General features: G+C 69.3%; 20 protein-coding genes and 1 tRNA gene. 13 read left to right on the top strand and 8 right to left on the bottom strand.

The window, feature by feature from the left end; translation table 11 throughout:
* Positions 1 to 18: 18 nt before the first annotated feature.
* Together ACO6VK_RS04570 and ubiA are read right to left on the bottom strand one after the other, a co-directional pair.
* Positions 19 to 1410 carry a short-chain fatty acid transporter gene (locus ACO6VK_RS04570; protein ID WP_422505803.1) on the bottom strand — a complete coding sequence of 464 codons (1392 nt, stop codon included), beginning with the start codon at positions 1408 to 1410 and terminating at the stop codon, positions 19 to 21.
* Between the two features lie 120 nt (positions 1411 to 1530).
* Entirely contained in the window at positions 1531 to 2424 is an 894-nt protein-coding gene (gene ubiA / locus ACO6VK_RS04565; protein ID WP_422505769.1) for a 4-hydroxybenzoate octaprenyltransferase, read from the bottom strand.
* A gap of 160 nt (positions 2425 to 2584) precedes the next feature.
* Here ubiA and ACO6VK_RS04560 point away from each other — a divergent pair.
* Together ACO6VK_RS04560 and ACO6VK_RS04555 are read left to right on the top strand one after the other, a co-directional pair.
* Positions 2585 to 2661: transfer RNA gene (locus tag ACO6VK_RS04560), tRNA-Arg, on the top strand.
* 81 nt (positions 2662 to 2742) lie between these two features.
* Positions 2743 to 3186 carry a hypothetical protein gene (locus tag ACO6VK_RS04555; protein ID WP_422505768.1) on the top strand — a complete coding sequence of 148 codons (444 nt, stop codon included), beginning with the start codon at positions 2743 to 2745 and terminating at the stop codon, positions 3184 to 3186.
* A gap of 9 nt (positions 3187 to 3195) precedes the next feature.
* Here the strand turns inward: ACO6VK_RS04555 and ACO6VK_RS04550 are convergent, their stop codons facing one another.
* From ACO6VK_RS04550 to ACO6VK_RS04540, 3 genes are all read right to left on the bottom strand, one after another.
* Complete coding sequence (locus ACO6VK_RS04550; RefSeq protein WP_422505767.1) at positions 3196 to 4551, bottom strand: Gfo/Idh/MocA family protein; 1356 nt, start codon at positions 4549 to 4551, stop codon at positions 3196 to 3198.
* Between the two features lie 52 nt (positions 4552 to 4603).
* Entirely contained in the window at positions 4604 to 7576 is a 2973-nt protein-coding gene (locus tag ACO6VK_RS04545; protein ID WP_422505766.1) for a TonB-dependent receptor domain-containing protein, read from the bottom strand.
* Between the two features lie 148 nt (positions 7577 to 7724).
* Positions 7725 to 11054: an NPCBM/NEW2 domain-containing protein gene (locus tag ACO6VK_RS04540; RefSeq protein WP_422505765.1), complete on the bottom strand. Its 3330-nt coding sequence runs from the start codon at positions 11052 to 11054 to the stop codon at positions 7725 to 7727.
* 355 nt (positions 11055 to 11409) lie between these two features.
* On the opposite strand from ACO6VK_RS04540, the gene ACO6VK_RS04535 reads away from it, so the two are divergent.
* From ACO6VK_RS04535 to ACO6VK_RS04510, 6 genes are read left to right on the top strand one after another with little or no spacing between them, the layout of a single operon-like run.
* Positions 11410 to 12567 (top strand): SIS domain-containing protein, encoded by a 1158-nt coding sequence (locus tag ACO6VK_RS04535; RefSeq protein WP_422505764.1) that lies wholly within the window; start codon positions 11410 to 11412, stop codon positions 12565 to 12567.
* Positions 12568 to 12573: 6 nt separating this feature from the next.
* Complete coding sequence (locus ACO6VK_RS04530) at positions 12574 to 13500, top strand: ROK family protein (protein ID WP_422505763.1); 927 nt, start codon at positions 12574 to 12576, stop codon at positions 13498 to 13500.
* A 20-nt stretch (positions 13501 to 13520) separates the two neighbouring features.
* Positions 13521 to 14816, top strand: coding sequence for a D-tagatose-bisphosphate aldolase, class II, non-catalytic subunit (locus ACO6VK_RS04525; protein ID WP_422505762.1), 1296 nt, complete (start codon positions 13521 to 13523; stop codon positions 14814 to 14816).
* Between the two features lie 34 nt (positions 14817 to 14850).
* Complete coding sequence (locus tag ACO6VK_RS04520; RefSeq protein ID WP_017355734.1) at positions 14851 to 15627, top strand: DeoR family transcriptional regulator; 777 nt, start codon at positions 14851 to 14853, stop codon at positions 15625 to 15627.
* Positions 15624 to 16739 carry an N-acetylglucosamine-6-phosphate deacetylase gene (locus ACO6VK_RS04515; RefSeq protein ID WP_422505761.1) on the top strand — a complete coding sequence of 372 codons (1116 nt, stop codon included), beginning with the start codon at positions 15624 to 15626 and terminating at the stop codon, positions 16737 to 16739. The genes ACO6VK_RS04520 and ACO6VK_RS04515 overlap by 4 nt, the downstream gene beginning before the upstream one ends.
* A 52-nt stretch (positions 16740 to 16791) precedes the next feature.
* Positions 16792 to 18591, top strand: coding sequence for an MFS transporter (locus ACO6VK_RS04510; RefSeq protein ID WP_422505760.1), 1800 nt, complete (start codon positions 16792 to 16794; stop codon positions 18589 to 18591).
* Between the two features lie 23 nt (positions 18592 to 18614).
* Here ACO6VK_RS04510 and ACO6VK_RS04505 read toward each other — a convergent pair whose 3' ends face one another.
* The 3 genes from ACO6VK_RS04505 to ACO6VK_RS04495 form a co-directional block, all read right to left on the bottom strand.
* Positions 18615 to 19112: a SecDF P1 head subdomain-containing protein gene (locus tag ACO6VK_RS04505; protein ID WP_422505759.1), complete on the bottom strand. Its 498-nt coding sequence runs from the start codon at positions 19110 to 19112 to the stop codon at positions 18615 to 18617.
* A 47-nt stretch (positions 19113 to 19159) separates the two neighbouring features.
* Entirely contained in the window at positions 19160 to 19708 is a 549-nt protein-coding gene (locus ACO6VK_RS04500; RefSeq protein WP_422505758.1) for an HdeD family acid-resistance protein, read from the bottom strand.
* A gap of 62 nt (positions 19709 to 19770) precedes the next feature.
* Positions 19771 to 20472: a ComF family protein gene (locus ACO6VK_RS04495; RefSeq protein WP_422505757.1), complete on the bottom strand. Its 702-nt coding sequence runs from the start codon at positions 20470 to 20472 to the stop codon at positions 19771 to 19773.
* Positions 20473 to 20542: 70 nt separating this feature from the next.
* Between ACO6VK_RS04495 and bioB the strand changes: the two genes are divergently transcribed.
* The 5 genes from bioB to bioC all read left to right on the top strand — a co-directional run bounded on the left by bioB (position 20543) and on the right by bioC (position 25415).
* A complete protein-coding gene (bioB, locus tag ACO6VK_RS04490; RefSeq protein WP_422505756.1) occupies positions 20543 to 21577 on the top strand; it encodes a biotin synthase BioB in 1035 nt (344 codons plus the stop codon).
* 95 nt (positions 21578 to 21672) lie between these two features.
* Positions 21673 to 22875: an 8-amino-7-oxononanoate synthase gene (bioF, locus tag ACO6VK_RS04485; RefSeq protein WP_422505802.1), complete on the top strand. Its 1203-nt coding sequence runs from the start codon at positions 21673 to 21675 to the stop codon at positions 22873 to 22875.
* Positions 22876 to 22891: 16 nt separating this feature from the next.
* Positions 22892 to 23653: a pimeloyl-ACP methyl ester esterase BioH gene (gene bioH / locus ACO6VK_RS04480; protein WP_422505755.1), complete on the top strand. Its 762-nt coding sequence runs from the start codon at positions 22892 to 22894 to the stop codon at positions 23651 to 23653.
* 58 nt (positions 23654 to 23711) lie between these two features.
* Positions 23712 to 24494, top strand: coding sequence for an SDR family oxidoreductase (locus tag ACO6VK_RS04475; RefSeq protein ID WP_422505754.1), 783 nt, complete (start codon positions 23712 to 23714; stop codon positions 24492 to 24494).
* A 36-nt stretch (positions 24495 to 24530) separates the two neighbouring features.
* Complete coding sequence (bioC, locus tag ACO6VK_RS04470; RefSeq protein ID WP_422505753.1) at positions 24531 to 25415, top strand: malonyl-ACP O-methyltransferase BioC; 885 nt, start codon at positions 24531 to 24533, stop codon at positions 25413 to 25415.
* Positions 25416 to 25436: the final 21 nt, after the last annotated feature.

Genomic DNA, 25436 nt, shown 5'->3' with positions numbered 1-25436 from the left:
CCGGCACGCCGGCCCGGCTCAGGGCATGACCGGCGGCACGTAGGCCAGGGTCATGCCCAGCAGCCACAGCAGGCCCAGCACCAGCGGAATGTGCACCAGCAACTGGATGAAGGTGAAGCCCACGATGTCACGCGCCTTCAACCCCAGCACGCCCAGCAGCGGCAGCATCCAGAACGGATTGATCAGGTTCGGCAGCGCCTCGGCCGCGTTGTAGACCTGCACCGCCCAGCCAAGGTGGGCCTTCAGTTCGTTGGCTGCCTGCATCACATACGGCGCTTCGATGATCCACTTGCCACCGCCGGAGGGGACGAAGAAGCCCAGTACCGCCGAGTACACGCCCATCACCAGCGCGAACGTATCGGTGGTGGCCACGTGCACGAACAGGCTGGACAGACGATGCGCCAGGGTTTCATCGCCATGCCCGGTGGCATGGGTGAGGATCATCGCGATGCCGCCGTACAGCGGGAACTGGATCAGCACGCCGGTGGTGCTCGGCACCGCCTTGGCCACCGCATTGAGGAAGCTGCGCGGCCGCCAGTGCAGCAGCAGGCCCAGCGAAATGAACAGGAAGTTGTAGGTGTTGAGGTTGGCAATGGCGGTGACCAGCGGCTTGCTGGCGAACTCGCCGAACAGCCAGCCGAAAGCTAGCAGCGACAGCAGCACCGTCAGCAGCGGGCTGTACTCCAGCCATTCGCCCGGCCGTGTGCGCGCCTGCAGGGGCGCCGGCTCGGCCTGGGCCGCGCCGTCGAAGTCCTTGGCGGTGCGGGCGGTTGCCGCGCCGGGGGCGGTCAGCCAGGCGATCAGCAGGGAGACCAGGATCAGCGCGGCGGTCAGCACGATGGACTGCCACAGGAAGATGGTTTCGGTGAACGGCAGCACGCCGGTGATCTCCACCAGGCCCGGCGGCATCGAGGCCGGGTTGGCCTGCAGCTGCGCGGCCGACGAGCTCAGCCCCATCGCCCACACCGCGCCCAGGCCGAGGTAGGCCGAGGCGCCGGCGGCGCGGTAATCCATCGTCAGGTCCTCGCGGCGCGCCAGCGCGCGTACCAGCAGGCCGCCGAACACCAGCGAGAAGCCCCAGCTGAGCAGCGACGCCAGCATGCTGACCAGGCCGACATACACCACCGCCCCCCGGCCGGTGCGCGGCACCCGGGCCAGCACGTCGATGAAGCGCGCCACCACCGGCGCGGTCGCCAGCGCGTAGCCGCCGATCACCACGAAGGCCATCTGCATGGTGAACGGGATAAGGCTCCAGAAGCCATCGCCGAAGGCGCTGGCGGTGGCCTGCGGGGTGGCGCCGAAGCCGATCGCGGCAGCGGCCACGATGACCACGCCGAGCACCGCGAACACGTAGGCATCGGGGAACCACTTCTCGGCCCACGCGGCCGACCGCAGCGCCGCGCGCGCCATCCACCCATCCCGCACTGTCGTCGAGGTGCCCATCGTTACCCTCCCAGGTGTTCAATGGGACCGATTCTGTGCGCTGCCGGCGGGGCTGTCAGTCGCCTATTGGTCTTAGACCGGCGGGCCTCAGCCCAGCGCCAGCGCGGCGGCGATACCGGCAAACAGGGCCGCGCCCACCCAGTTGTTGTGCAGGAACGCCTTGAAGCACGGCTCGCGTTCGCGCTTGCGGGCGATCCAGAACTCGTAGGCGATCAGCCCGGCGGCCACCGCCACGCCCGCCCAGTAGGCCAGCCCCAGCCCGGCGCGTACGCCCACCAGCGCCATCGCGCCCAGGAACAGCGCGTACAGGATGCCCTGGATGACCAGATCGAGATCGCCGAACAGGATCGCGGTGGAATGCGAGCCCATCTTCAGGTCGTCGTCGCGGTCGACCATCGCATACCAGGTGTCGTACGCGGTGGACCACAGGATGTTGGCGCCATACAGCAGCCAGCCGATCACCGGGACTTCGCCCTGCACGGCAGCGAAGGCCATCGGGATGCCCCAGCCGAAGGCCATGCCCAGGTAGACCTGCGGCAGGTGGGTGTAGCGCTTCAGATAGGGGTAGCTGGCGGCCAGGAAGATGCCGATGAAACTGAGCCCGATGGTCAGCGCGTTCAGGGTCAGCACCAGCGCGAAGGCCACCAGCATCAGCGCGGCGAACAGCACCAGCGCCGCGCGCCCGGACACGGCGCCGCTCGCCAGCGGGCGGTCCTTGGTGCGTTTGACGTGCGGGTCCAGCCAGCGGTCGGCGTAGTCGTTGATGACGCAGCCGGCCGAACGCGTCAGCCAGACGCCCGCAGTGAACACAAACAGGGTCCATAGCGGCGGCAGGCCGCCGGCGGCCAGCCACAGCGCCCACCAGGTGGGCCACAGCAGCAGCAGGGTGCCGATCGGGCGATCGGCGCGCATCAGTTTCCAGTAGTGCCGCCAGCGCGACGGTGACGCCTGCCCGGGCGTTTCAAAACGTTCGTAAGCCATCGGTAAAGGATACCGCCTGGGCCCGCCCGGAGCGCTGCCGGACGGCACATTCGGAGAGGGGGGAGACCTGCGCCGCGTTTACCGCTAGAATGCGACTCCCGCGCCGTCTCGACGGTCCGGCCGCCCGCAACGGGCAGCCCAGCGGGAAGCAGTACACAACGCGCTCGTAGCTCAGCCGGATAGAGTAGTGGCTTCCGAAGCCATTGGTCGGGGGTTCGAATCCCTCCGGGCGCACCATCTCCCCCTGTTCCCCGCCCTCCCCCTTGTGGGTGTGTTCGTGCGCGCGCGAACGCAGATGGCATGGTGCAGAATGCGCGCATGCGATCCTCACACGCCTGGCAGCAGCGCGGCACGACCACGTTGTGGCGCTATACCGATCATCAGCGTTACTACCCCGGCTGGCACCTCAGCAGTGATGCGGCCGGCTGCGCGTCGTTGCAGGGGCTGATCGATGCACTGCTGGCCGATGGCACCGGCGCGGCGCGCACGGTGCAGGTGACGCCGCCATCCCCGTCGCTGCTCGCCGTCCCCAACAACCGCCGTGCGGCATGGGAGGCGCCCGGCTCGGTCCGGATCGGGCATGACGCCGCCGTGGACGGCTGGGTGTGGGAGCACGAGGGCGACCGGGCCGGCCTGCGTCTGGACGCCGGCGCGCTGGCCCTGCTCAGGCAGGGCGTGGACGACATCGCCGCCGGCCGGGGTGACCATGCGATGGGCTCCGGCGCGGCGGCGTTGTGGCTCTGGTGGTGGCCGTCGCGGTGACGGCGCCGCTCAGTACGTCCCGTCGAAAGCGAAGATCGGCTTGCGCTGCTTCCACAGGCCGGCGGTGAAGTCCGGGAACTCCAGCGTCTGGAAGCTGTTGGCGATGGACTGCTCGGACAACGGCGTGATCGCGCTCCAGGTGATGGCGTCGTAGATGTCGATCGGCATCGGCGCCTTGGCCTTGAGCGCCTCCACAAACGCATGGATCACGAACCAGTCCATGCCGCCGTGCCCGGCGCTGGCGGCGGTGGCGGCGTGCTGCTTCCACAGCGGATGTTCGTACTGGTCCTGGTAGGCCTGGATCGGTTCCCACTTGTGCGGCGGGCTGCGGCCTTCGATGTGGATGGACTGGTTCACGTCCATCCACAGGCCCTTGGTGCCCTGCACGCGGAAGCCCATCGAGTACGGACGCGGCAGCGAGGTGTCGTGCTGCAGCAGGATGGTCTCGCCGTTCTCGCAGGCCAGCGTGGTGGTGACGATGTCGCCGAGCTTGAAGGTCACCTTCGTGCTCGGATGGGTGGTGCCGCCGCTCTTGGCCACGGTGTACTCGTGCAGCCCGCGCGCCTTGCTGGCGAACGCGTTGATGTGGGTGAAGCGGTTGCCGCGGTTGATGCCGGTGTACATCGCGCACGGGCCGATGCCGTGGCTGGGGTAAAGCTCACCGTTGCGCTGCACGGAATGCTCGGTACGCCAGCGCGCCTCGGACCAGCCCTTGGCGCCGAACTCCACACCGCTGTCGTAAGGCTGGGACGGATCGCCGGAGTTGAACTTCACCCCGCGCAGGTCGTGCTGGTAGCCGCCTTGCAGGTGCACCAGTTCGCCGAACAGGCCGGTACGCACCATCTGCAGCACCGCCATCACATCGCGGCGGTAGCACACGTTTTCCAGCAGCATGTACGGCGTGCCGGTGTCGAGCTGGGTCTTGAGTACGTCCCAGTGGTCCTGCAGGGTGATGCCGGCGACCACTTCGCAGCCGACCGCGACCTTGGCCTGCATCGCGGCAATGGCCATCGGCGCGTGGTACTCCCACGGGGTCGCGATGATCACACCGTCCAGTCCACGCTGCTCCAGCAGGCGCTTGTAGGCGTTCACGTCGCGGTCCTGGCCGTAGGTTTTCGGCGCGGGCTTGCCGGCCTTGGCCACCATCTCCACGGCGCGGCCGAGCATGATCGGTTCGATGTCGCACAGCGCCACCACCTCCACGTCGTCGCGGCGCACCAGTTCCTTCAGCAGGACCTGACCGCGCATGCCGGTGCCGATCACGCCCAGCCGCACCTTGCGGCCACGCGCCCATGCCGGCGTCTGCGGCAGCAGGCTGGTGGCCGCCACGGCGGCGCTGGCCAGAATGAATTCCCTACGTTGCATGAAAAACCCTCCTCGAAAGACCGCGCCGGCACGCGCCGGCGCGGTGGAAACGTCAGAACTTGTAGCCGACGGTGAGACTGTAGCCACGGCCGTAGATGGTGGCGTAATCGCTGGAGTCGCCCAGGAAGCTGTTCGGATCGTAGAACGGAATGCGATCGAACAGATTCTTGACCGTGACGCCGATGTTCCAGTGCGCGTCAGGACGCCAGGCCACGCTCAGGTTGGCGGTCCACCAGGAGGGCACGCCGTCACACTGCGCCGGGTTCAGCGCCAGATAGCCGCCGGTGCAGCTCTCGGGATTGTTGTCCTCGGCATCGATCCGGTCCCAGGCCCACTTGGTGCCGCCGACGTAGTTGATGAAGAAGCTGGTGGTGAAGGCCTGGTAGTTCCAGTCGACGTTCAACGTCGCGCGCAGGCGCGGGTTGCCGTAGTAGCCGATGGTGTTGCCGTAGTACCAGCCGAGTTCGTCGTCGGTGTAGGTCTCCTTGCGCCGCTGGATGGTGGCGGCAACCCCGACGTTGAGGGTGCCCCAGTCACCCAGCGTGAAGCGGGTGCGCGCGTCGATGTCGAAGCCGTCGATCAGGGTGCGGCCGCGGTTCTTGTACTGGCCGACCACACTGAGCACGTTGCCTGCACTGTAGCCCGGCAGGGTGGCCGGGCACGCCACGCCGCTGGCCGGGTCGGCGCACATCGCCGCCAGCGCTGCCTGATTGGCCAGATCGGCCTCGGTGATCGGCGAGCGCGTCATCGACTGGATGTCTTCGGGCTTGCTGTAATCCGGTGCGGCAATCTCGTTGCGGCGGTAGATGAACCAGTAGTCGGCCGACACCGACAGCCACTGCGTCGGCTCGAACACCAGGCCGGCCGTGGCGATCTTGGCCTTCTCCGGCTTCAGGTCCTGGTTGGGCTGGGTCATGCGGGCCACGTTGCGGCTGCAGTCGCTGTTGAGCAGCGAATTGCCGAGGTCCACATCGCCGGGGCGGGCGGACCTGCGCAGCAGGTTGGCGATCGCGTTGGTTTCATTGCAGCGCAGTTCGTCGCGGTAACCGCCGATCTGGGCGAACACGCCGCCGGTGCCGGCTTCGGCCAGGCTGGGTGCGCGGAAGCCTTCGGAGTAGGTGCCGCGCAGCATCAGCTGGTCGAACATCTGGTAGGTCAGGCCAAGCTTCGGGGCGAGGTTGGCGCTGAAGTCGGGGTACTTGTCCACGCGCAGCGCGGCTTCCAGTTCCAGCTTCTCGGTCAGCGGCGCCACGGTCTCGGCGAACAGCGCGTAGGTGTTGCGCTTGCCATCGAACCACGACCCGCCCTGCTGGGTGATCAGGCCATTGGCGGCATCGGGGTTGCCCGGCGTGTAGAACGTTTCGCGGGTGGCGTTGAAGCCGAAGGCCGCACGTACCTCGCCGGCCGGCAGGGTGAACAGCGGGCCTTCGATCTTGCCGTCCAGGGTATGCAGGCGGGTCCAGGATTCGATGTCGAAGGTGGGGAAGGCTTCGCGGATCAGCGCCGCGTTGGCTTCGCTGATCTCACCGAACTTGTAGGCGGGATGGTCGGAGATGATCACCCGGCCGGTGCCCGGGTCGATGGTGTACGGACCGAAGGCCTTCTGGAAGCCCGCCAGGTTGACGTTGGTGGTCTGGTAGGTCACCGAGTGCGAACCGGCCGTAGCGAAGGCGGTTTCCCAGTTCCAGTCGCCGGCGGTGCCGCGCAGGCCGGTGACCACGCGGTAGCTCTGGTCGGTGTTGCGCTGGCCGAAGTGATTGGCGCCCACGTCCTGCAGCAGGTACTGCAGGCCCACCACGCCGCCCATCAGCGCTTTCAGCTCGGGGCTGGCATGGTTGTACTCGTTGTTCGGCCCCAGGTACGGGTACAGAAACTGGTTGACCGTGGTGCCGGTGTTGCGAGAGAACCAGCTGGTGGGATTGCCGGTGGTGGTGCCGTAGGCGCGCGGCGTGCCGCCGTTGGCGGTCAGGTCGATGTCGGTGTAGGTCGCCTCGGCGAAGGCTTCGGTGCTGTCGCCGATCAGGAAGTGCGCGTTGACGTAGGCGGTGTTGCGTTCGGACTTGGCGCCGGCGTCGATCTCGTTGTTCATCCAGGTCTGCCAGATGCACCGCGGGCCGGCCGCTTCGGTGGTCAGCACGTTGTTGCAGCCCGGGGCGGCTTCCTGCACGCGCCGGCCGGTGACCGGGTCGAAGGCGAAGTAGCTGCCCGGATTGAACTCGCCCGGCTTGCTGCCCGTGCCCAGGCGCAGGTTGGGAATGTAGTTGGGGTTGTTGACGTAATACTGCGGCGGCCGCTTGTCGTAGAAGTCGCTCAGCGGGATCGCATCGCGGCGGTACAGGTTGACCGAGGCGTAGACGTTGTAGCGGTCTTCGTCCAGGTCGCCAAAACCGGCGGTGATGCTGCCCTGGTGTTCGCCGTAGGAATCGATGCGCGAGGAGCTGTCGGTGGTGAGGCTGACCTCGGCCCCCTGGTAGTTGCGCTTGGTGATCACGTTGATCACGCCGGCCACCGCGTCGGTACCGTACACGGCCGAGGCGCCGTCGGTGAGCACTTCCATGCGTTCGATCGCCGCAGCCGGGATCGCGTCGATGTTGACGAACTGGGTCTGGAAGCCGGCCGGTGCGCCGTAGTACGACAGGCGTCGCCCGTTGAGCAGCACCAGCGTGCCCTGCGCGCCCAGGCCACGCAGGTTGGCCTGCGAGGCGCCGTCCGAGCCGCTGAACAGCGAGCGCGAATCCTGCTGGCCCGGGCGCGCGGCCGGCAGGTTGTCGAGCACCTGCAGCAGGGTGCGCGCGCCCATGTTCTCGATGTCCTGTTTGCTGATCACCTGCACCGGCGAGGCGGTCTCCACATCGCTGCGGCGGATGTTGGAGCCGGTGACCTCGATCCGTGACAGCTCGGTGGCCTTGGGATCGGGGGTGGCGTCCTGCGCGGCGGCGCTGCCGACGGCGGCCAGGGCCAGGCCCAGTGCGATGGACAAGGGCGTGGCGGGGATGCGGCGATGGCGATGGCGTTCGGTCAACATCTGTGTCTCCTTGTTCGATCCGCAGCGTGGGGCTGGCGGTGGATGGGTGGATGTCAGGCAAACGTCCCCCGTGCCGCGGCCGGATGACCGCAGTCGGGAAACGGAGAGAGCAGTTTGAAAACGGGTGGGTCGCGCGCGGGGCGCGGCGTCAGGGCGACACGATGCTGGCGGTATCGCCCTCCTGTCCGATCAGGGCCGCGTTGGCCCAGTTGCCACAGACCTGCGCAGGCGTGTCGCCCTGCGCCCCGAGCGTGCGCAGGCTCAGCCGTTGCAGGCCGCGCACGTCCAGCTCCGGTTTGACCACACCAGGCGCTTTCACCAGGCCGCTGTCGTACAGCAGCCGGCCGTCGCCCCAGACCTGGAACTGCATGCCGCCGGCGGCGCGGCACTGGTCGTCGATGCCCAGGTCGGCGCGCAGCAGGCGCCAGTTGCCCTTGAGCTGCAGGTCGATCCGGCTGGACGCATCCACGCCCAGGCCACGGCGGAAGTGCAGGCCGTTCATGCGCATGTCGGCCCGGCCGCCGAAGGCGTGGTCGGCGGCGACCTGCGACGTCATTTCAGCCGGCAGCGGCAACGCGGACAGATACAGCTGCTGCGCGGGCTTTTCCGGCTGCTGATGCTCCAGCACGTGGAAGGTGGACAGCACGATCGGGCCGACGTCGCGGGGCTGCAGCGCATCGACCGCACGCGCCACACTGCCTTGTGCGGCGGTGACCATCGGGTCGGCCCCGCTGGCACCGTCGCCGTCCGGGTTCTGCGTGCTCAGCACGCGGAAGCGCAGCAGGCGGCCGGCGTGGGCGGGGAAGTCGATCCGCTGCGTGCCCTGCTGCAGGGTCAGGCGGCCGCGCTTGATCGGCTCGCCCCACTCACCGTTGCTGTCGCCCAGGTAGATCTCGTAATCGCGCACCTGGCCGTGCTTCCAGTGCTGGTCGTTGCGCGGCGCCAGTTCGATGCCATCGATCAGCTTGCGTTCGCCGAAGCCGACCACCCATTCGTGCGCACCGGTCTTGACCGCCTGGTTGCGCACCGTGCGGAACCAGGTGGCCGGGTCGTCGTCGAAGGCCTTCTCCAGCGCGTAGCCGGGCTCCTCGGCTGGGCGGTTGACCACCAGCAGGCTGTCGGAGGGCAGCGCGCGGCCCAGGGCCGGCGCAGCCGGGAAGGCGTCGTCGGCGGGCGCGGCGGTGGCGGGCAGATCCAGCTGCAGTGCGAGCCGCTGCCGGATGTCGGTCGGCGCGGTACGCACATGCAGGGTGCCGCGGCGGTCGGCCGCGTCGAAGTACCAGCCCTCGCCCGCCGCCTGCCAGGCGGTCAGGTCGGCCAGCATCGGCAGCGCGCGTCCGTCCAGCGTGACCGCAGCCGGTCGCTGGCGGCTGAGCACGCGCAGCGCATAGCGGCGCTGCGGCAGCTGGCCGGCATAGCGGCCCTGCACCGGATCGATGCGCACCTGCACCGGCCCACTGCCCTGCGCCGGGGCCTGCACCGTGATCGCCTGCGTGCTCGACTCGCCCGTTTCATAGCGACGGGTGGCACCGTCGTCTTCGTACAGCGTGTACTGCGAGGTGCCCTGCGGATACAGGTCGAAGGTCACTTCGTCGAGCGGCTTCTGCCCGTCGTAGAGCATCTCCGGGTACATCGGAATGATCGCACCGGCGCGCACGAACACCGGGATCGTGGCCAGATCGACCGGGCGGTCCAGCGACCGGCCCTGCGCACCGGCCAGCAGCTGGCGGCCATCCCAGTAGTCGATCCAGCGGCCGGGCGGCAGGTGGATGTCGCGGCGCCAGCCACGGCTGGCGGCCTGGCTGCGGTAGACCGGCGCGATCAGCAGTTCGCGGCCGAGCAGGAACTGATACTTGTGCGCTTCGGTGTAGGCCTGCGGGTCCTGCGGGTAGTCCCACATCAGCGCGCGCAGCAGCGGCGCGCCGGTGGTGGCCGCGTCGTGCGCCAGCCCGTACATGTACGGGGTCATGCGCATTTTCAGCTTGAGGTAATCGCGGTTGACGCTGCGGTAAGGCTCGTCGAACCACCACGGGTGCTTGCGCGCGTTGCCCGACCAGCCGGACATGCCCATCAGCACCGGCGTGAAGCTCTTCCACTGCAGGTCGCGGGTGAAGGTTTCGGCGCTGCCGCCGAAGATCGCATCGACGTCGCCGCTGGCGTAGGCCATGCCGGACAGCCCCGAGCCGATCAGGGTCGGGATGTGCCAGCGGATGTAGTCCCAGCTGCTGCTCTGGTCGCCGGTCCAGGCCACCGCATAGCGCTGGATGCCGCCCCAGCCCATCACCGTCCACAGGAACGGGCGCGAGTCCGAGTTGTGCAGGATGCCGTTGAACGCGGACTGGTTGGCGTCCATCGCGAACTGATAGCCCTTGCCGGTCCAGGCCACGTCCAGCTTCTGTACGCGGCTGCCGGCGGTGCCCACTTCCCAGGCGATCTTGTCGACACCGTTTTCGGTCCACAGGCCGGTCTTGAAGCCGTACTTGGCCAGCCCCTGCACGGTGTCGGGCAGCTTGGTGTAGCCGCAGCCATAGCCATCGTTGGGTAGGATCCAGCCGCCGGGCATGTCGTGCTCGCGGTACTGCCGGGCCACGCTGTCCACCACGTCGGGCGTGATGCCGGTCGGGCCGTCGCTCCAGCCGTCGGGCACGCTGCCGGGCTTCCTGCGGTTGTCGCCGTCGTTGTAGCAGTCGGCGTCGCCATAGGAGAACGCCCAGCGCGGCAGCAGTCCGGCGCGGCCGGTCAATGCCGTGTAGCGGTCCAGCAGGGTGTGCAGGTCGGGTCCGACGAAGTAGTACGCATCGAAGCGGTCTTCGCGGTGCAGCAGGGTGGCCTGATCGGCCTGGCGCAGATCGTAAGTGCCATCGCTCCAGGTGTTGCGCAGCATGCCCCAGCCGCGCGAGCTGAGCAGCATCGGCGCCGGGTTGGGCCGGTCGCCCTCTTCCCAGCCGCCGGAGTAGGACACCTCCAGCTCGCGGCCCTTGAACTCGAAGCGCCCGTTCTGCTGGCCGCCGCCGTAGAAGTGTTCGCCGCCCTCGCTGGAGAGCACCTGCACGCTCTGTGCGGCATCCAGATCCAGGGGCTGCAGCTCGCGCCACAGCGCCACCTCGCGATCACCGTCGCGGCGATCCAGTGCCAGGCGCAGCGGTTGCCGCTGGATATGCAGCACCAGTGCGTCGGTACGGATGCGCACTTCGTTGCCATCTTCTTCCAGCTGGAAGGGGACGGTCGCGGCCGGTTGCGGCACCACGATCGGGGCGGCCTTGTCGCCCGCCGGGTGCAGCGTGCCGTTGCGGCCGGCCTGTACGCGCAGCAGATCCGTGCGCAGCAGGTCCACGCGCAGCGTCGCGCCGGTATCGGTGCGGATCTCCCAGCCGGGGCTGCCGTCCCGGGCGGGCGCGGCGGCGATCGTACGCAGGTTGCCCAGCGGCTCGGCGATGGCCGGCGCGGCGGCCAGCAGCAGCGCAGCGACCACAGCCACCGACAGACCGGCATGACGTATACGGGTTTCCACCTTGCCCCCAAGCCCGCGTTCGGCGGGTATCCGAAACCATTGCGGCCGACTCTAGGGCAGGGCCTCGAAAGATGTCAATAAATTGCAAAGAAAAATGAAGGATATTTTCTCACAAACGAAAGATGACGCAAAGCAACACTTTCCAAACGGCACCTGAATACACGGTTTGTATCGCCTGAAACCTTGATGCACTGCGGCATCAGCCCTCACTTTCGCGCAAATCCGATCGAAAAATGTGACCGAACCTGCTTTTCTTTTTCTTTCGATATTTGACATTTCGAAAGAAAGCGAAGAAGGTGCGGTCGCCCAACAGGAATTGCGAATGGACGCTTCTCTGCTCCCTGACTTGCCCGCCTGGCAGCGCCGTGGCGGCGCCCACACCGCGGAAGAAATCGCCCAGCAGCCCGGCCTGTGGGCCGCGCTGGCCGATCTGCTCGACACCCGCCACACCGACATCGATGCCTTCCTTGGCGAACGCCTGGGCCATGCCGATCAGCTGGTGATCTTCACCGGCGCCGGCAGCTCGGGGTTCATCGCCGAGATGGTGGCCGACCAGCTCAACGCGCAGTGGCCGGCCGAGATCCGCGCGATCCACACCACCAGCCTGCTCACCCATCCGGCGCTGTACCTGCGCCGCGACCGCCCGACCCTGCTGGTGTCGTTCGGGCGCAGCGGTTCCAGCCCGGAAAGCGTGGCGGTGGTGGACCTGGTGCGCGACCAGGTGGACGCTGCGCGCTTCCTGGACATCACCTGCAACGCCGATGGCGAACTGGCCCGGCGCGGCCAGGGCCGCAGCGACACCCTGTCGCTGCTGATGCCGCCGGCCAGCTGCGACCGCGCCTTCGCCATGACCAGCAGCCTGACCTGCATGCTGCTGGCCGCACTGAGCGCCTTCGATCGCGCGCCGTGGCCGCAGCGGCTGCAGCGCCTGCGGCAGCTGTCCGCGCACGGCGGGACGGCCCTGCAGGCATGGGACGCCGCCGTGGCCGCGCTGGCGCAGGCGCCCTACACGCGCGTGATCTACCTCGGCAGCGGCCCGCTGGAAGCCACCGCGCGCGAAGCCGCGCTGAAGGTGCTCGAACTCACGGCCGGGCGCGTGCTGGCGCTGGCCAACACACCGCTCGGGTTCCGCCACGGTCCCAAGTCCACGCTCAACGCCGACACGCTGGTGGTGATGCTGCGCAGCGCGCAGCCGTTGTCGCGCCGCTACGAGCAGGACCTGTTGAACGAGCTGCGTCGCGACGGCATTGCCGGCCGCGTCATCTCGATCGGGCCGGACGGCGACGACCGCGCCGAGGGCGACTTCGTGCTCGATGTCGCCGACCTGCCCGATCCGTGGCTGGCGCCGCTGTGGCTGCTGGTGCCGCAGTGCTATGCGCTGCAACGCTCGGCCGCACTTGGTCTGACCCCGGACAATCCCTTCCCCGACGGCACCGTGAACCGGGTCGTGCAGGGCGTGACCATCCACCCCCACGGCTGAGCACGCATGCACACCTGGTACGGCATCGACATCGGTGGCACCAAGATCGAACTGGTGGCGTGCGACGCCACGCTGGCGGTGCAGCACCGCCAGCGTGTGGCCACCCCGACCCAGGACTATCCCGCGTTCCTGCAGGCCGTGGATGATCTGGTCGCTGCCGCCGATGCGGCCCTCGGCCGGCCCGGCGTTGCGGTCGGCATCGGCCTGCCCGGCGTGCGCGACCGCGACAGCGGCCGCCAGCTCAGTGCCAATGTGCCGGGCCTGACCGGGCGTACCGTCGGTCTGGACCTGCAGGCACGCCTGCAGCGGCCGCTGGTGCTGGGCAACGACCTGCAGTGCTTTGCCCTGTCCGAGGCGCATGACGGCGCCGCCGCCGGCTACCGCAGCATGTTCGGGGTGATTCTCGGCACCGGCGCAGGCGGCGGCTACTGCCTGGATGGGCAGCTGGTCGCCGGCAACAACGGCATCGCCGGCGAGTGGGGCCACTGGAGCCTGCCGGCCACGCTGCAGCATCGCCATGATCTGCCGCTCCTCGACTGCGGCTGCGGCCTGCGTGGCTGTCTGGAGCGCTATGTCTCCGGCAGCGGCCTGGCGATGATCCATGCGCGCTGTGGCGGCGACGACCTTGATGCCAGCGCGGTAGTCGTTGCCGCGCAGGCCGGCGATGCCGTCGCGCAGAAGGCGCTGGCGATCCACCGCGACCTGCTCGGCTACAGCTTCGCCAGCCTGATCCTGGCGCTGGATCCGCACGTGATCGTGCTGGGCGGCGGGCTGTCCAAGCTGGAACAGCTGTATCGCGACCTGCCGGCCGCCATCGCCCCGTACCTGTTCGCCGGTGTACGCGTGCCGCCGATCCTGCCCCCCGCCTTCGGCGATGCCGGCGGCGCGCGCGGTGCCGCCCTGCTCGCCCGCCAGCACCACCCTTCCCCCTGAATACCGCCTCCGGAGTTGCCATGTCCGCCGTCCAATCGCTGATCGCCGCCCACCGCCAAGGCCACCCCGTCGGGCTGTACAGCGTGTGCTGCAGCAACGAACAGGTGCTGCTGGCCGCGATGCAGGTCGCGCAGCGCTACGACACTCTGCTGCTGATCGAAGCGACCTCCAACCAGGTCGACCAGTTCGGTGGCTACACCGGGATGACCCCGCCGCAGTATCGCGATTACGTGCTTGCCCTGGCCGGCCGCGCGGGCTTCCCCGCCGAGCGCCTGATCCTCGGCGGCGACCACCTCGGCCCGAATGCCTGGCAGAAGGGCCCGGCCGAGACCGCGATGGCCCATGCGCGCGCGCTGATCGCCGCGTATGTGGCGGCCGGCTTCCACAAGATCCATCTGGACTGCAGCATGTCCTGCGCCGACGACCCGGTGCCGCTGCCGGACGCGATCGTGGCAGCGCGCTCGGCCGAGCTGGCGCGCATCGCCGAGCGCACCGCGGCCGAGCACGGCCTGCCGCCGCCGGTCTACGTGATCGGCACCGAAGTACCGGTCCCCGGCGGCGAAGCATCGCTGGCCGGCGGCCTGCAGGTCACCACGCCGGCGGCGGCGGCGACCACGCTGGCGATCCACCGCGAGGCCTTCGCCGCGCCGGACCTGCTGCCGGCGTGGGAGCGCGTGATCGCGATGGTGGTGCAGCCGGGCGTGGATTTCGACCACAGCAGCGTGCACTACTACGCGCCGGCCGCCGCCGCGGACCTCTCGGCCTTCGTCGAGCAGCAGCCGCGCATCGTGTTCGAAGCCCACTCCACCGACTACCAGACCGAAGCAGGGCTGCATGCGCTGGTGCGCGACCACTTCGCCATCCTCAAGGTCGGCCCGGCCGCCACCTATGCGTTCCGCGAGGCGGTGTTCGCGCTGGCCATGATCGAAGACGCGCTGCTGCCTGCCGCGCAGCGCTCGAACCTGATCGATGTGCTCGACCGCTGCATGGTCGACAAGCCCGCCAGCTGGCGCAGCTACTACCAGGGCGACGAACACGAACTGCGCCTGCTGCGCGCGTATTCGCTGAGCGACCGCAGCCGCTATTACTGGGGAGAACCGGCGGTACAGGCCGCGCTGGACACCCTGGTGGCCAACCTGACCGCGCACGTGCCGCCGCAGACCCTGCTCAGCCAGTTCCTGCCGGAACAGCAGAAGGCGATCGAAGCCGGCGCCCTGCGTGCCGAGCCGCTGGCGCTCATCCAGCACAAGGTCGGGTTGCGCCTGGCCGAGTACGCCCGGGCCTGCAATCGCAACAAGGCGCTTTCGGAACGGTAAGCTTCGGCTTTCCTTTCCGGACGGAACCGCCCCCATGCGAAACACACGCCAGCGCCGCCAACAGATCCTGCAGTTGCTGGTCGACCACGGCAACGTGCAGGTCAGCGAGCTGGTGGGCCGCTTCGGCGTGTCGGCGGTGACCATCCGTGCCGACCTGACCCACATCGAATCGCAGGGGCTGGCCACGCGCACGCATGGCGGCGCCACCCTGGTGCGCACGCCGCCGCAGGAACAGGACATCCACGAAAAGGATGCGCTCAACCTGCCGTTGAAGGACAGCATCGGCGTACACGCCGCACGGCTGGTCAAACCGGGCGACAACATCATCATCGACTCCGGCTCGACCACCATGACGCTGGCGCGCCACCTGCGCGGGCACCGCGACGTCACGGTGATGACCAACGGCCTGAACATCGCCTGGGAGCTGGCCAATGCGCCGGGCGTGGAGCTGCTGCTGACCGGCGGCCTGCTGCGCAAGCAGTCGCTGTCGCTGCAGGGCAGCCAGGCCGAGGCCAGTCTGAACACCTACAGTTTCGACACCCTGTTCCTCGGTGTGGATGGCCTGGACCTGCAGTTCGGCCTGACCACCCACCATGAGGCCGAAGCCAGCCTCAACCACCGCATGGTCGAGCGCGCGCGCCGCATCGTGGTACTGACCGACGCCTCCAAGTTCGGCCGCGTCAGCCTGCACCGCATCGCGCGGCTGGACCAGGTCCACACCATCATCACCGACGCCAGCATCGACAGCGAGTACCTGGATGGGCTGCAGCGGCTGGGCGTCGAAGTGATCATTGCCGAGTCGCCCCCTTGACCAACCATCGCACCCTGCACGGCCGCATGCTCACCGACACCGGTTGGGTGCGTGGCGACCTCCACATCGACCAGCGCGTACGCGCCATCGACACCGCGCACAGCGACCCGCGCGATGACGACGAGGTTCCGCTGATCCTGCCCGGCTTCATCGACCTGCACGTGCATGGCGGCGCCGGGGTGGACATCATGCAGGGCGGCGACAGCGCCTGTACCGTCGCGCGGGCGCATGCCCGCCACGGCACCACGGCGATGCTGGGCACCACCATGACCGCGCACGGGGACGACATCGTGCAGGCGCTGCAGGGCCTGGCCGGTGCGATCGGCACGCGGGCGCCTGGCATGGCGCGGGTGCTGGGCGTGCACCTGGAAGGCCCCTTCATCAGTGCCGAGCGGCTCGGCGCGCAACCGCCCCTGGTGGTCGAAGCCACCCTGCAGGACGTGCGCCGCCTGCATGCGATCGCCCCCATCCACGTGCTCACCCTCGCCCCGGAGATCGGCCAGCACCTCGCGTTGATCCCCGCGCTGAACGCGCTCGGCATCCGCGTGCAGCTTGGGCACAGTGCCGGCAGCTACGCCGATGGCGTGGCTGCACTGGAGGCGGGCGCGGCCGGCTTCACCCATCTGTTCAACGGCATGACCGGCGTGGACCACTACCAGCCCGGCATCGCCACCGCAGCGCTGGCGCATGCGCAGTACGCCGAGCTGATCCCGGATCTGCAGCATGTGCATCCCGGCGCGATCCGCACCGCGCTGCGCGCGATTCCGCGCCTGTACTGCGTCACCGACGCCACCGCCGCCACCGGCATGCCCGATGGCGAGTACGCGCTGGGCGTGCAGCGCGTCCACAAGTGCCTGGGCTGCGTGCGGCTGTCCACCGGCTCGCTGGCCGGCAGCGCGCTGACGATGGACCAGGCGCTGCGCAACCTGGTGTCGCTGGGGCTGGACCTCGCCGACGCGTCCAACCGGGTCTCGCGCTATCCGGCCGACTATCTCGGCCTCGCCGATCGTGGTCGCATCGCCGTGGGTGCCTGGGCCGATCTGGTGGTGCTCGACCGCGACCTGCGCGTGCGCGCCGTGGCGGTGGAAGGCGAAGACATCGCGCTCCACTGAGCGCGGACCCCGCGCCGTCGCGGCGCATGCAACGCAGGACAGGACCGGCCCGATGAACGACGTTTCCGCAGCCCAGCCCGTGTACGCCGACGCCCCGCGCTGGCCGATACGCTATCTGTTGTTCATCGGCGGCATGGGCGGCCTGCTCTACGGCATCGACATCGGCATCATCGCCGGCGCCCTGCCGTACCTGGAGGCTACCGCGACCGCGAGCTGGCACCTGACCACCCAGCAGCTGGGCTTCGTGGTGGCCGCCGTGCTGCTGGGCAGCGTGTTGTCCTCGCTGTTCGCCGGCATGGTCGCCGACCTGATCGGGCGGCGCGGGGCGATGTTCCTGGCCGGCCTGCTGTTCACCGCCAGCATTCCGGTGATGGCGCTGTCGGATGGGTATGCAGCGCTGCTGATGGGGCGCCTGCTGCAGGGCATCAGCGGCGGCCTGATCGGCGTGGTGGTGCCACTGTACCTGGCCGAGGTACTCAGCCCGGAGCGGCGCGGGCGCGGCGCGGCGATGTTCCAGCTGCTGCTGACCATCGGCCTGGTGCTGGCGGCGGTGATCGGCCTGTACCACGCGCATGCGGTGGACGCCGCGGCAGCGGCCGTGCGCCATCTGCCGGGCGAGGAACAGCAGCGGCTGCTGTTCGACGTCAAGGACCATGCCTGGCGCACCATCTTCTGGAGCTGCCTGCTGCCCGGGCTGGTGTTCACCGCCGGCGTGCTGCTGATCAGTGAGTCGCCGCGCTGGCTGGTGCGCCGCGGGCGTGTCGACGCGGCACGGCGCGCGTTGCAGCGTACCGTTGCCGCCGCCGAGGTCGAACCGACCCTGCAACGCATGCAGGCGCCGGAGGCCGTGCGCAGCACTGGCGCCGGCACGCGCGACCCGCTGCTGAGCCGCCGTTACGTGTGGCCGTTCGTGCTGGCCTGCCTGGTGCTGGCCTTCACCCAGGCCACCGGCATCAACTCGGTGCTGGCCTACGCGGTGAACATCCTCAACCAGGCCGGCCTGCCCGGTGCGGTGGCCAACTGGGCCGACGTGGCGATCAAACTGCTCAACGCGGTGATGACCGTGGTCGCCCTGGTGCTGGTGGACCGCAAGGGCCGCAAGTTCCTGCTGATGCTGGGCAGCGGCGGCATCACCGTGGCGCTGCTGGCCGCGGCACTGCTGTTCGTGCAGAGCGAACGCGGCCGTCTGGACGTGCAGCCGCTGCTGCAGCAGCAGGTGGCAGGCAGCACCTTGTCGCTGCCGCTGGATGCCGCGCAGTGGCAGCGCCTGGAGGGTGGTGCCGCTGCTGGCCCGCAGCAGCTCACCGTGTCCTACGCCTACGGCGGTTTCAGCAACGTGCGCGCGCTGCGCAGCGACAACCCGATCGATGCGACGCTGGAGATCCGCCGCAATGATGCGGTGTCGGACGACAGTGTGATCGGCGCCTTCTTCCGCCGGCTGCACCTCAATCCGTTCCCGGACCCCGTCCAGGCCGCGCAGGCACCGCTGGTGATCGAACGCGCCATGATCGGCCCGGTGCCCTCGCCCACCCACGGCTGGCTGGTCGCCAGCTGCATCCTGCTGTTCGTCGCGTTCTTCGCGGTGGGCCCCGGCGTGTGCGTGTGGCTGGCCCTGTCCGAGCTGATGCCGACCCGCATCCGCTCCAACGGCATGAGCATCGCGCTGCTGATCAACCAGTTCGTGTCCACGGTGATCGCGGCAATTTTCCTGCCCACCGTCGGCCACCACGGCTATGCCAGCATGTTCTTCTTCTGGGCCGGCTGCACGCTGCTGTACTTCCTGATTGCCGCCTTCTGGCTACCGGAAACCAAGGGCAAGTCGCTGGAACAGATCGAGGCCAACTTCCGCTGATCGCAGCACGTCGCCACACCCGGTCAGGGTGTAGCTGGCGTGCCGGTCATGCGTTCGATCAGGCGTGCGGCATCGTCCGGCTCCACGCCGGTGGTCTGCATGTACTTGCCGAACGGCGCGCTCACATGCGCCACGCTGATGATGTCACCGTCCACGCTCACCACCATCATGCGTCCGACCAAGCGCTCGGATGCGCGCTGGATGCGCGGTTCGGCCGCGTCGGTGAAGGTGTAGTACAGCGTGGCCAGGCCATTGGGACCGACCTCCTGGCGCACACCGGCGATGGCCGACGCGGTGATGACCGGCGGTCCGACCAGATGGATGGGGGTGCCATCCAGCGTCCGCGCAGGCACGCTGCCCGCCTGCGCCACGGTATCGGCCTCGCGCATTTCGATGCGCACACCGCTGCGTGGCGGGGCCCCCGGCTGAGTGAACGCCACATCGGACGACGGCGCTTCGCTGCACCCCGCCACCGCCAGTACGCCCGCCACCACCAGCCCCCAACGCCATCCCTTGCGCATCGCCATCCCCCCCGAGGTTGTTGACGCATTGTGGCCCGGTTACGGGCTCAGCGCAGCCGTCGCAGCCGGAAGGCGACCACGATCTGCAGCACGCCGTAGATCACGCTGCCGATGCCGATCCACAGCGTGGTGACGGCCACGCCGGCAATCGGATTGGCGACCATCAGCGCGCCCAGCACGATGGCCAGCAGCCCACTGAAGATCAGCAGCCACTCGCCCTGGATGTGCCTGCGCACGCGGATGGCGAACACGATGCGGTACAGCCCGGCCACGATAAGCCACACCGCCAGCAGCAGGATCAGCACACTGGCGGTGGCCAGCGGGTTGAGCACCGCCAGCACACCAAAGCCGAGCGATACCACCGCATAGAGCAGCAGCCAGCCACGCGGCACGCCGCTGTTGCCGAACACCGCGAACAGGCTGATCAGGCCCTCCACCAGCGCCATCACGCCGATCGCCCACGCCAGCGCGGTCGCCGCCGACAGGGGCTGCAGGATCGCGATCAGCCCGAACACCACGGCCACCACGCCGTACAGCAGCACGATCCACCAGCTGCGGCCCACCAGCGACAGCACCGGCGAAAGAGGGGTAGTCATCGGCAGCGCACTCCGTGTGAAGGGTGAACGGGCATCTTAGCGCCGGGTCATGAAAGCCCCGCTCACGGCACGCGCGCGCATACCCACACCCGCACCTGCGTGCCGTCACCGTTCTGCAGCGCGCGTGCGGCCGCGTCCAGCGTGGCGCCGGTGGTCATCACATCGTCAACCAGGGTCACCCGTGCCGGCGCGGGCCCGGCCACGGCGAAGGCGTCGCGCAGATTGCGGCGGCGGGCGTCGGCATCCAGGTCCGATTGCGGCGCGGTCAGGCGGGTGCGCTGCACGCCTTGCCACAGCGGCAGATCCAGCGCGCGCGCCAACGGCCGCGCCAGTTCCAGCGCCTGATCATAGCCACGCGCGCGCAGCCGTTGCCGATGCAGGGGCACCGGCACCAGCGGTCCGTCCACGAACGCCGGCACACGCTGCAGCATCAGCTGCGACAGCAGCCGGCCGGCCGCCAAGTCGTGGTGGAACTTGAAACGGCGCAGCAGTCCATCCACCGGGGCGGCATACAGAAACGTCGCGGCGGCGGCGTGCTGGCGCGGGGGTGTGCGCAGACAGGCACCGCAGCGCGCGGTGGATTCGCCGTCCGGCAAGGGCAGCGCGCAAAGCGGGCAGGCGGCATCGTTCCAGGGCAGGCCGGCATGGCAGGCCGTGCACAGATCCAGCCCCTCCGCACCGGGGGCGTCGCACAGCAGGCAGCGCAGGGGCAGGAGCTGGTGGCCCAACCACTGCCATGCACCGTAAACTTTATTGATTGCCATATGGTTGACAGTTGCCGGTCCGCTCACCAGACTGCCGCCCTTTCGTTCCACTATCTGTCAGGACTTGCCCATGCCTTCCGTCATCCGCCACGACTGGCACCGCGACGAACTGCTGGCCCTGTTCGCCCTGCCGCTGCCCGAACTGCTGCACCAGGCCGGCAGCGTGCACCGCGCGCACTTCGATCCGGCTGAAGTCCAGGTCTCCACGCTGCTCTCGGTCAAGACCGGTGGCTGCCCGGAGGACTGCGCCTACTGCCCGCAGTCGCAGCGGTACAGCACCGGGGTGGACGCGCAGAAGCTGATGGCCACCGAAGACGTGGTCGCCAAGGCCCGCCAGGCCAAGGCTGCCGGCGCGTCGCGCTTCTGCATGGGCGCCGCCTGGCGCTCGCCCAAGGCGCGCGACATTCCCAAGGTGGCGGCGATGATCCGCGAGGTGAAGGCACTGGGGCTGGAGACCTGCGCCACGCTGGGCATGCTCAGCGGCGACCAGGCCGCCGCGCTGCGCGAGGCCGGGCTGGACTACTACAACCACAATCTGGACACCGCGCCGGACTTCTACGACTCGATCATCCACACGCGCCAGTACCAGGACCGCCTGGACACGCTGGAGCACGTGCGCGACGCCGGGCTGAAGACCTGCTGCGGCGGCATCGTCGGCATGGGCGAAACCCGCGAGCACCGTGCCGGCCTGCTGCTGGCGCTGGCCACCCTGCCGGCGCACCCGGATTCGGTGCCGATCAACCGGCTGGTGCAGGTGGCCGGCACGCCGCTGCACGGCACCGCCGAGCTGGACCCGTTCGAGTTCGTGCGGATGATCGCCGTGGCCCGCATCGCCATGCCGCGCGCGATGGTGCGGCTGTCGGCCGGGCGCGAGGCGATGAGCGATGAACTGCAGGCGCTGTGTTTCCTGGCCGGGGCCAACTCGATCTTCTACGGCGAGAAGCTGCTGACCACCGGCAACCCCGACACCGAGCGCGATCTGGCCCTGTTCGAGCGGCTGGGCCTGCGCCCGATGCCGGTCCGCGTGGACGCCGCCGACCACGACCACCCGGGCACGGTCCACGCCGAGATCACCACCTCCCACGGCTGCGGGCGGGCCGCCTGAGCCGGCCGATCGGCCGCCCGGCCGGGCCAGGCAGCGCCCGGCCCGGCAACCGGGTACGCTACGGATCTTCCCAGCCGCCCATGCCCACCACGCTCATGGCCCGTCCCGACCTGCACGACCGCATCCAGGCCCAGCGCAAGCTCCGCGACGCCCAGGGACGCATCCGCGTGCGTCGCACGGTGACCCGGCGCGACGGCGTGCGGCTGGAGATCGATGGCCAGTGGCTCACCGGCTTCTGCAGCAACGACTACCTGGGCCTGTCCCAGCAGTTCGGCGTGGTCAGCGCGCTGCAGGATGCCGCCGCGCGCGAGGGTGCCGGCGCCACCGCCTCGCACCTGGTCTGTGGCCACCACGCACTGCATGACGCGCTCGAACGCGAGATGGCCGAGTGGCTGGGCTACCCGCGCGCGCTGCTGTTTGGCAGCGGCTTCGCCGCCAACCTGGCGGTCCAGCAGGCGCTGCTCAGCGAAGAGGACGATGTCTGCGTGCAGGACCGGTTGAACCATGCCAGCCTGCTCGACGCCACGCGCCTGGCCGGCTGCCGCCTGCGCCGCTATCCGCACCTGGATGCCGAAGGGGCGATGCGCCAGCTCAAGCATGCGCCCGACGGCGCGGCGATGCTGGTCACCGATGGCGTGTTCAGCATGGACGGCGATCTTGCCCCGCTGCGTTCGTTGTCGCTGGTGGCACGGATGCAGGGCGCACTGCTGTACGTGGACGACGCCCACGGCGTGGGCGTGATCGGTCAACACGGCCGCGGCTGCGTGGCCGAGGCCGGGTTGGGCGTGGACGATGTGCCGCTGCAGCTGGCGACCTTCGGCAAGGCGCTGGGGGGCAGCGGTGCGGTCGTGCTCGGCGACGAGACGATGATCCAGCACCTGGCCGAGACCGCACGTCCTTACATCTACACCACGGCCGTCCCGCCGGCGCAGGCCGCCGCCACGCTGGCCGCAGTGAAGCTGGCCCGTCGCGACGACTGGCGCCGCGAAAAGCTGGCCGAACTGGTCGGTGTGTTCCGCGCCGGTGCACGCCAGCACGGGCTGGACCTGATGGCCTCCGATACGCCGATCCAGCCGCTGCTGTGCGGTGCCGAGGCCACGGTGATGGCGATGTCGGCCGCGCTGGAGACCTCCGGTTTCCTGGTCACCGCGATCCGCCCGCCGACCGTGCCCGAAGGCAAGGCGCGGCTGCGCGTGACGTTGTCGGCGCTGCACACCCCGGCGCAGGTGCGCGCGCTGATCGACGCCATTGCCCATGCACGCGACAGCGTTCTGCACCAGCAGGCCCTGTCGGCATGAGGCAGGGGCGGTAAGCATGCAGATCGAGGTGGTGGGACAGGGGCCGGCGCTGGTGCTGATCCACGGCTGGGCCCTGCACGGCGGCGTGTTCGCGCCGCTGGTCGAACGGCTCGCCGACCGGTTCCAGCTGCACCTGGTCGATCTGCCCGGCCACGGCGCCAGTCGCGACGATGCCACGCCCCTGCGGCTGCCCCATGTGATCAACGCGATCGCGGCGGCCACACCGCCGGCGGTGTGGTGCGGCTGGTCGCTCGGCGGTCTGTTCGCGCTGCATGCGGCGGCCACGCTGCCGCAGGTGCGTGCCCTGGTGATGATCGCCGCGACGCCGCGCTTCGTGCGCGCGCCGGACTGGCCCGACGCCGTCGAGGCGAGCGTGTTCGAACAGTTCGGCCAGGACCTGGCGCGCGACTATCGCGGCACCCTGGAACGCTTCCTGGCCCTGGATGCAATGGGCTCCGAGCATGCCCGGCAGGAACTGCGCACCCTGCGCGAGATGCTGGTGGCACGTGGCGAACCGGCACCGCGTGCGCTGAACGAAGGCCTGCGCCTGCTCGAGGCCAGCGACCTGCGCGGCGCCCTGCCGACCCTGCACACGCCCAGCCTGTGGCTGGCCGGGCAACGCGACCGGCTGGTGTCCGCGCGCACCATGCAGGCAGCGGCCGCGCTGACGCCGGCGGCAGAAATGCACACCATCGCCCACGGCGGCCATGCCCCGTTCCTGGGCCATGCCGACGAGGTCGCCCGGCACCTGCAACACTTCGTTTCCGGCCTGGGCTGAGCCACCGCCGCCGCGCATCGCCGAAAATGCCTCCCCGCCCTTTCCCGCGAGACTGACGATGGATCTTGGAATAGCCGGCCGCTGGGCCCTGGTCTGCGCTGCCAGCAAAGGCCTCGGGCTGGGCTGCGCACGTGCCCTGGTACGCGAAGGCGTCAACGTGGTGATCGCTGCACGCGGTGAAGCCGCGCTCGAACGGGCGCGCCTGGAGCTGCTGGCCCTGCCCGGTGCCCGCCAGGTGGTGGCCGTGGTCGCCGACATCGCCACGCCCGAGGGTCGCCAGGCCGCGTTGGCGGCCTGCCCGCAGGTCGACATCCTGGTCAACAACGCCGGCGGACCGCCGGCCGGCGATTTCCGCCAGTTCACCCGCGAGGACTGGCTGGCCGCGCTGGACGCCAACATGCTGGCGCCCATCGAACTGATCCGCCTGACCGTGGATGGCATGATCGAGCGCGGCTTCGGGCGCATCGTCAACATCACCTCCTCCTCGGTGAAGGCGCCCATCGACGTGCTGGGCCTGTCCAACGGCGCCCGCTCGGGGCTGACCGGTTTCGTGGCCGGGATCGCGCGCCGCACCGTCGCCCACGGCGTTACGATCAACAACCTGCTGCCGGGTCAGTTCGACACCGATCGCCTGCGCGGCAACTTCGCCTACCTGGCGCAGCAGCAGGGCATCGACGCCGGCCAGCTGGCCGAGCGCAAACGTACCCATATTCCCGCCGGACGCTTCGGCAGCGCCGACGAGTTCGGCGCCACCTGCGCCTTCCTGTGCAGCGCGCACGCCGGCTACATCACCGGGCAGAACCTGCTCATCGATGGCGGCGCCTACCCCGGCACCTTCTGACTTCCGTCCCACCCCCGTTTACGCAGTGAGCCTTCCATGACGTCCAGTTTCGATCCGCACCACGTCCGCCGCGCGTTCTCGCGTGCCGCCAGCCGCTACGACGCCGCGGCGGCGTTGCAGCGCGAGGTGGCCAAGCGCCTGCTGGAATCGCTGGATTACCTGGGCGAGCGCCAGCCGCAGGTGGTGCTGGACATCGGCAGCGGCACCGGCCACGCCAGCGCGACGATGAAGAAGCGCTGGCCCAAGGCGCAGGTGATTGCGCTGGATCTGGCCGAACCGATGCTGCGCGAAGCGAAGAAGCAGGCCGGTTGGTGGAAGCCGTTCGCACGCGTCTGCGCCGATGCGCAGGCGCTGCCGCTGCAGGACCAGAGCGTGGACCTGATCTACAGCAACCTGTGCCTGCAATGGGTGGACGACCTGCCGGCGGTGTTCGCCGGGTTCCGCCGCGTGCTCAAGCCCGGCGGCCTGCTGGTGTGTTCCACCTTCGGCCCGGAAACCCTGATCGAGCTGCGCGACGCGTTCGCACAGGCCGATGCGGTGCCGCATGTCAGCCGGTTCGCGCCGATCGCCCAGTTCGGCGATGCGCTGATGATGGCCGGTTTCCGCGACCCGGTACTGGACCGCGATCTGTTCACCCTGACCTATGACGACCTGCCCGCGCTGATGCGCGAACTGCAGGCGATCGGCGCCACCAACGCGCGCCACGACCGCCGCCACACCCTGACCGGGCGCGGCCGCTTCGACGCCGCACGCGCCGCCTATGAGCCGCTGCGGCGCGAGGACGGCAAGCTGCCCAGCAGTTGGGAGGTGATCTACGCCCACGCCTGGGCACCGGACCCGGGCGCGCCGATCCGCGAGCGCGGCCACGACGTGGCCAGTGTCCCCGTGTCGGCAATCCCGATCCGCCGCAAGCACAGCTGACCGTATCGCCCGGTAGAGCCG

This window comes from Stenotrophomonas sp. GZD-301 (assembly GCF_049310345.1).
Taxonomy (GTDB): Bacteria; Pseudomonadota; Gammaproteobacteria; order Xanthomonadales; family Xanthomonadaceae; genus Stenotrophomonas.
This window is presented reverse-complemented; position numbering and strand designations above follow the sequence as displayed.

Coding starts and splice junctions, on each gene's coding strand:
- bioB (WP_422505756.1), top strand. CDS start 20,543: ATGCCTTCCGTCATCCGCCACGACTGGCACCGCGACGAACTGCTGGCC.
- bioC (WP_422505753.1), top strand. CDS start 24,531: ATGACGTCCAGTTTCGATCCGCACCACGTCCGCCGCGCGTTCTCGCGT.
- ACO6VK_RS04555 (WP_422505768.1), top strand. CDS start 2,743: ATGCGATCCTCACACGCCTGGCAGCAGCGCGGCACGACCACGTTGTGG.
- bioF (WP_422505802.1), top strand. CDS start 21,673: ATGGCCCGTCCCGACCTGCACGACCGCATCCAGGCCCAGCGCAAGCTC.
- ACO6VK_RS04510 (WP_422505760.1), top strand. CDS start 16,792: ATGAACGACGTTTCCGCAGCCCAGCCCGTGTACGCCGACGCCCCGCGC.
- ACO6VK_RS04570 (WP_422505803.1), bottom strand. CDS start 1,410: ATGGCGCGCGCGGCGCTGCGGTCGGCCGCGTGGGCCGAGAAGTGGTTC.
- ACO6VK_RS04550 (WP_422505767.1), bottom strand. CDS start 4,551: ATGCAACGTAGGGAATTCATTCTGGCCAGCGCCGCCGTGGCGGCCACC.
- bioH (WP_422505755.1), top strand. CDS start 22,892: ATGCAGATCGAGGTGGTGGGACAGGGGCCGGCGCTGGTGCTGATCCAC.
- ubiA (WP_422505769.1), bottom strand. CDS start 2,424: ATGGCTTACGAACGTTTTGAAACGCCCGGGCAGGCGTCACCGTCGCGC.
- ACO6VK_RS04525 (WP_422505762.1), top strand. CDS start 13,521: ATGTCCGCCGTCCAATCGCTGATCGCCGCCCACCGCCAAGGCCACCCC.
- ACO6VK_RS04530 (WP_422505763.1), top strand. CDS start 12,574: ATGCACACCTGGTACGGCATCGACATCGGTGGCACCAAGATCGAACTG.
- ACO6VK_RS04520 (WP_017355734.1), top strand. CDS start 14,851: ATGCGAAACACACGCCAGCGCCGCCAACAGATCCTGCAGTTGCTGGTC.
- ACO6VK_RS04475 (WP_422505754.1), top strand. CDS start 23,712: ATGGATCTTGGAATAGCCGGCCGCTGGGCCCTGGTCTGCGCTGCCAGC.
- ACO6VK_RS04500 (WP_422505758.1), bottom strand. CDS start 19,708: ATGACTACCCCTCTTTCGCCGGTGCTGTCGCTGGTGGGCCGCAGCTGG.
- ACO6VK_RS04505 (WP_422505759.1), bottom strand. CDS start 19,112: ATGCGCAAGGGATGGCGTTGGGGGCTGGTGGTGGCGGGCGTACTGGCG.
- ACO6VK_RS04495 (WP_422505757.1), bottom strand. CDS start 20,472: ATGGCAATCAATAAAGTTTACGGTGCATGGCAGTGGTTGGGCCACCAG.
- ACO6VK_RS04545 (WP_422505766.1), bottom strand. CDS start 7,576: ATGTTGACCGAACGCCATCGCCATCGCCGCATCCCCGCCACGCCCTTG.
- ACO6VK_RS04535 (WP_422505764.1), top strand. CDS start 11,410: ATGGACGCTTCTCTGCTCCCTGACTTGCCCGCCTGGCAGCGCCGTGGC.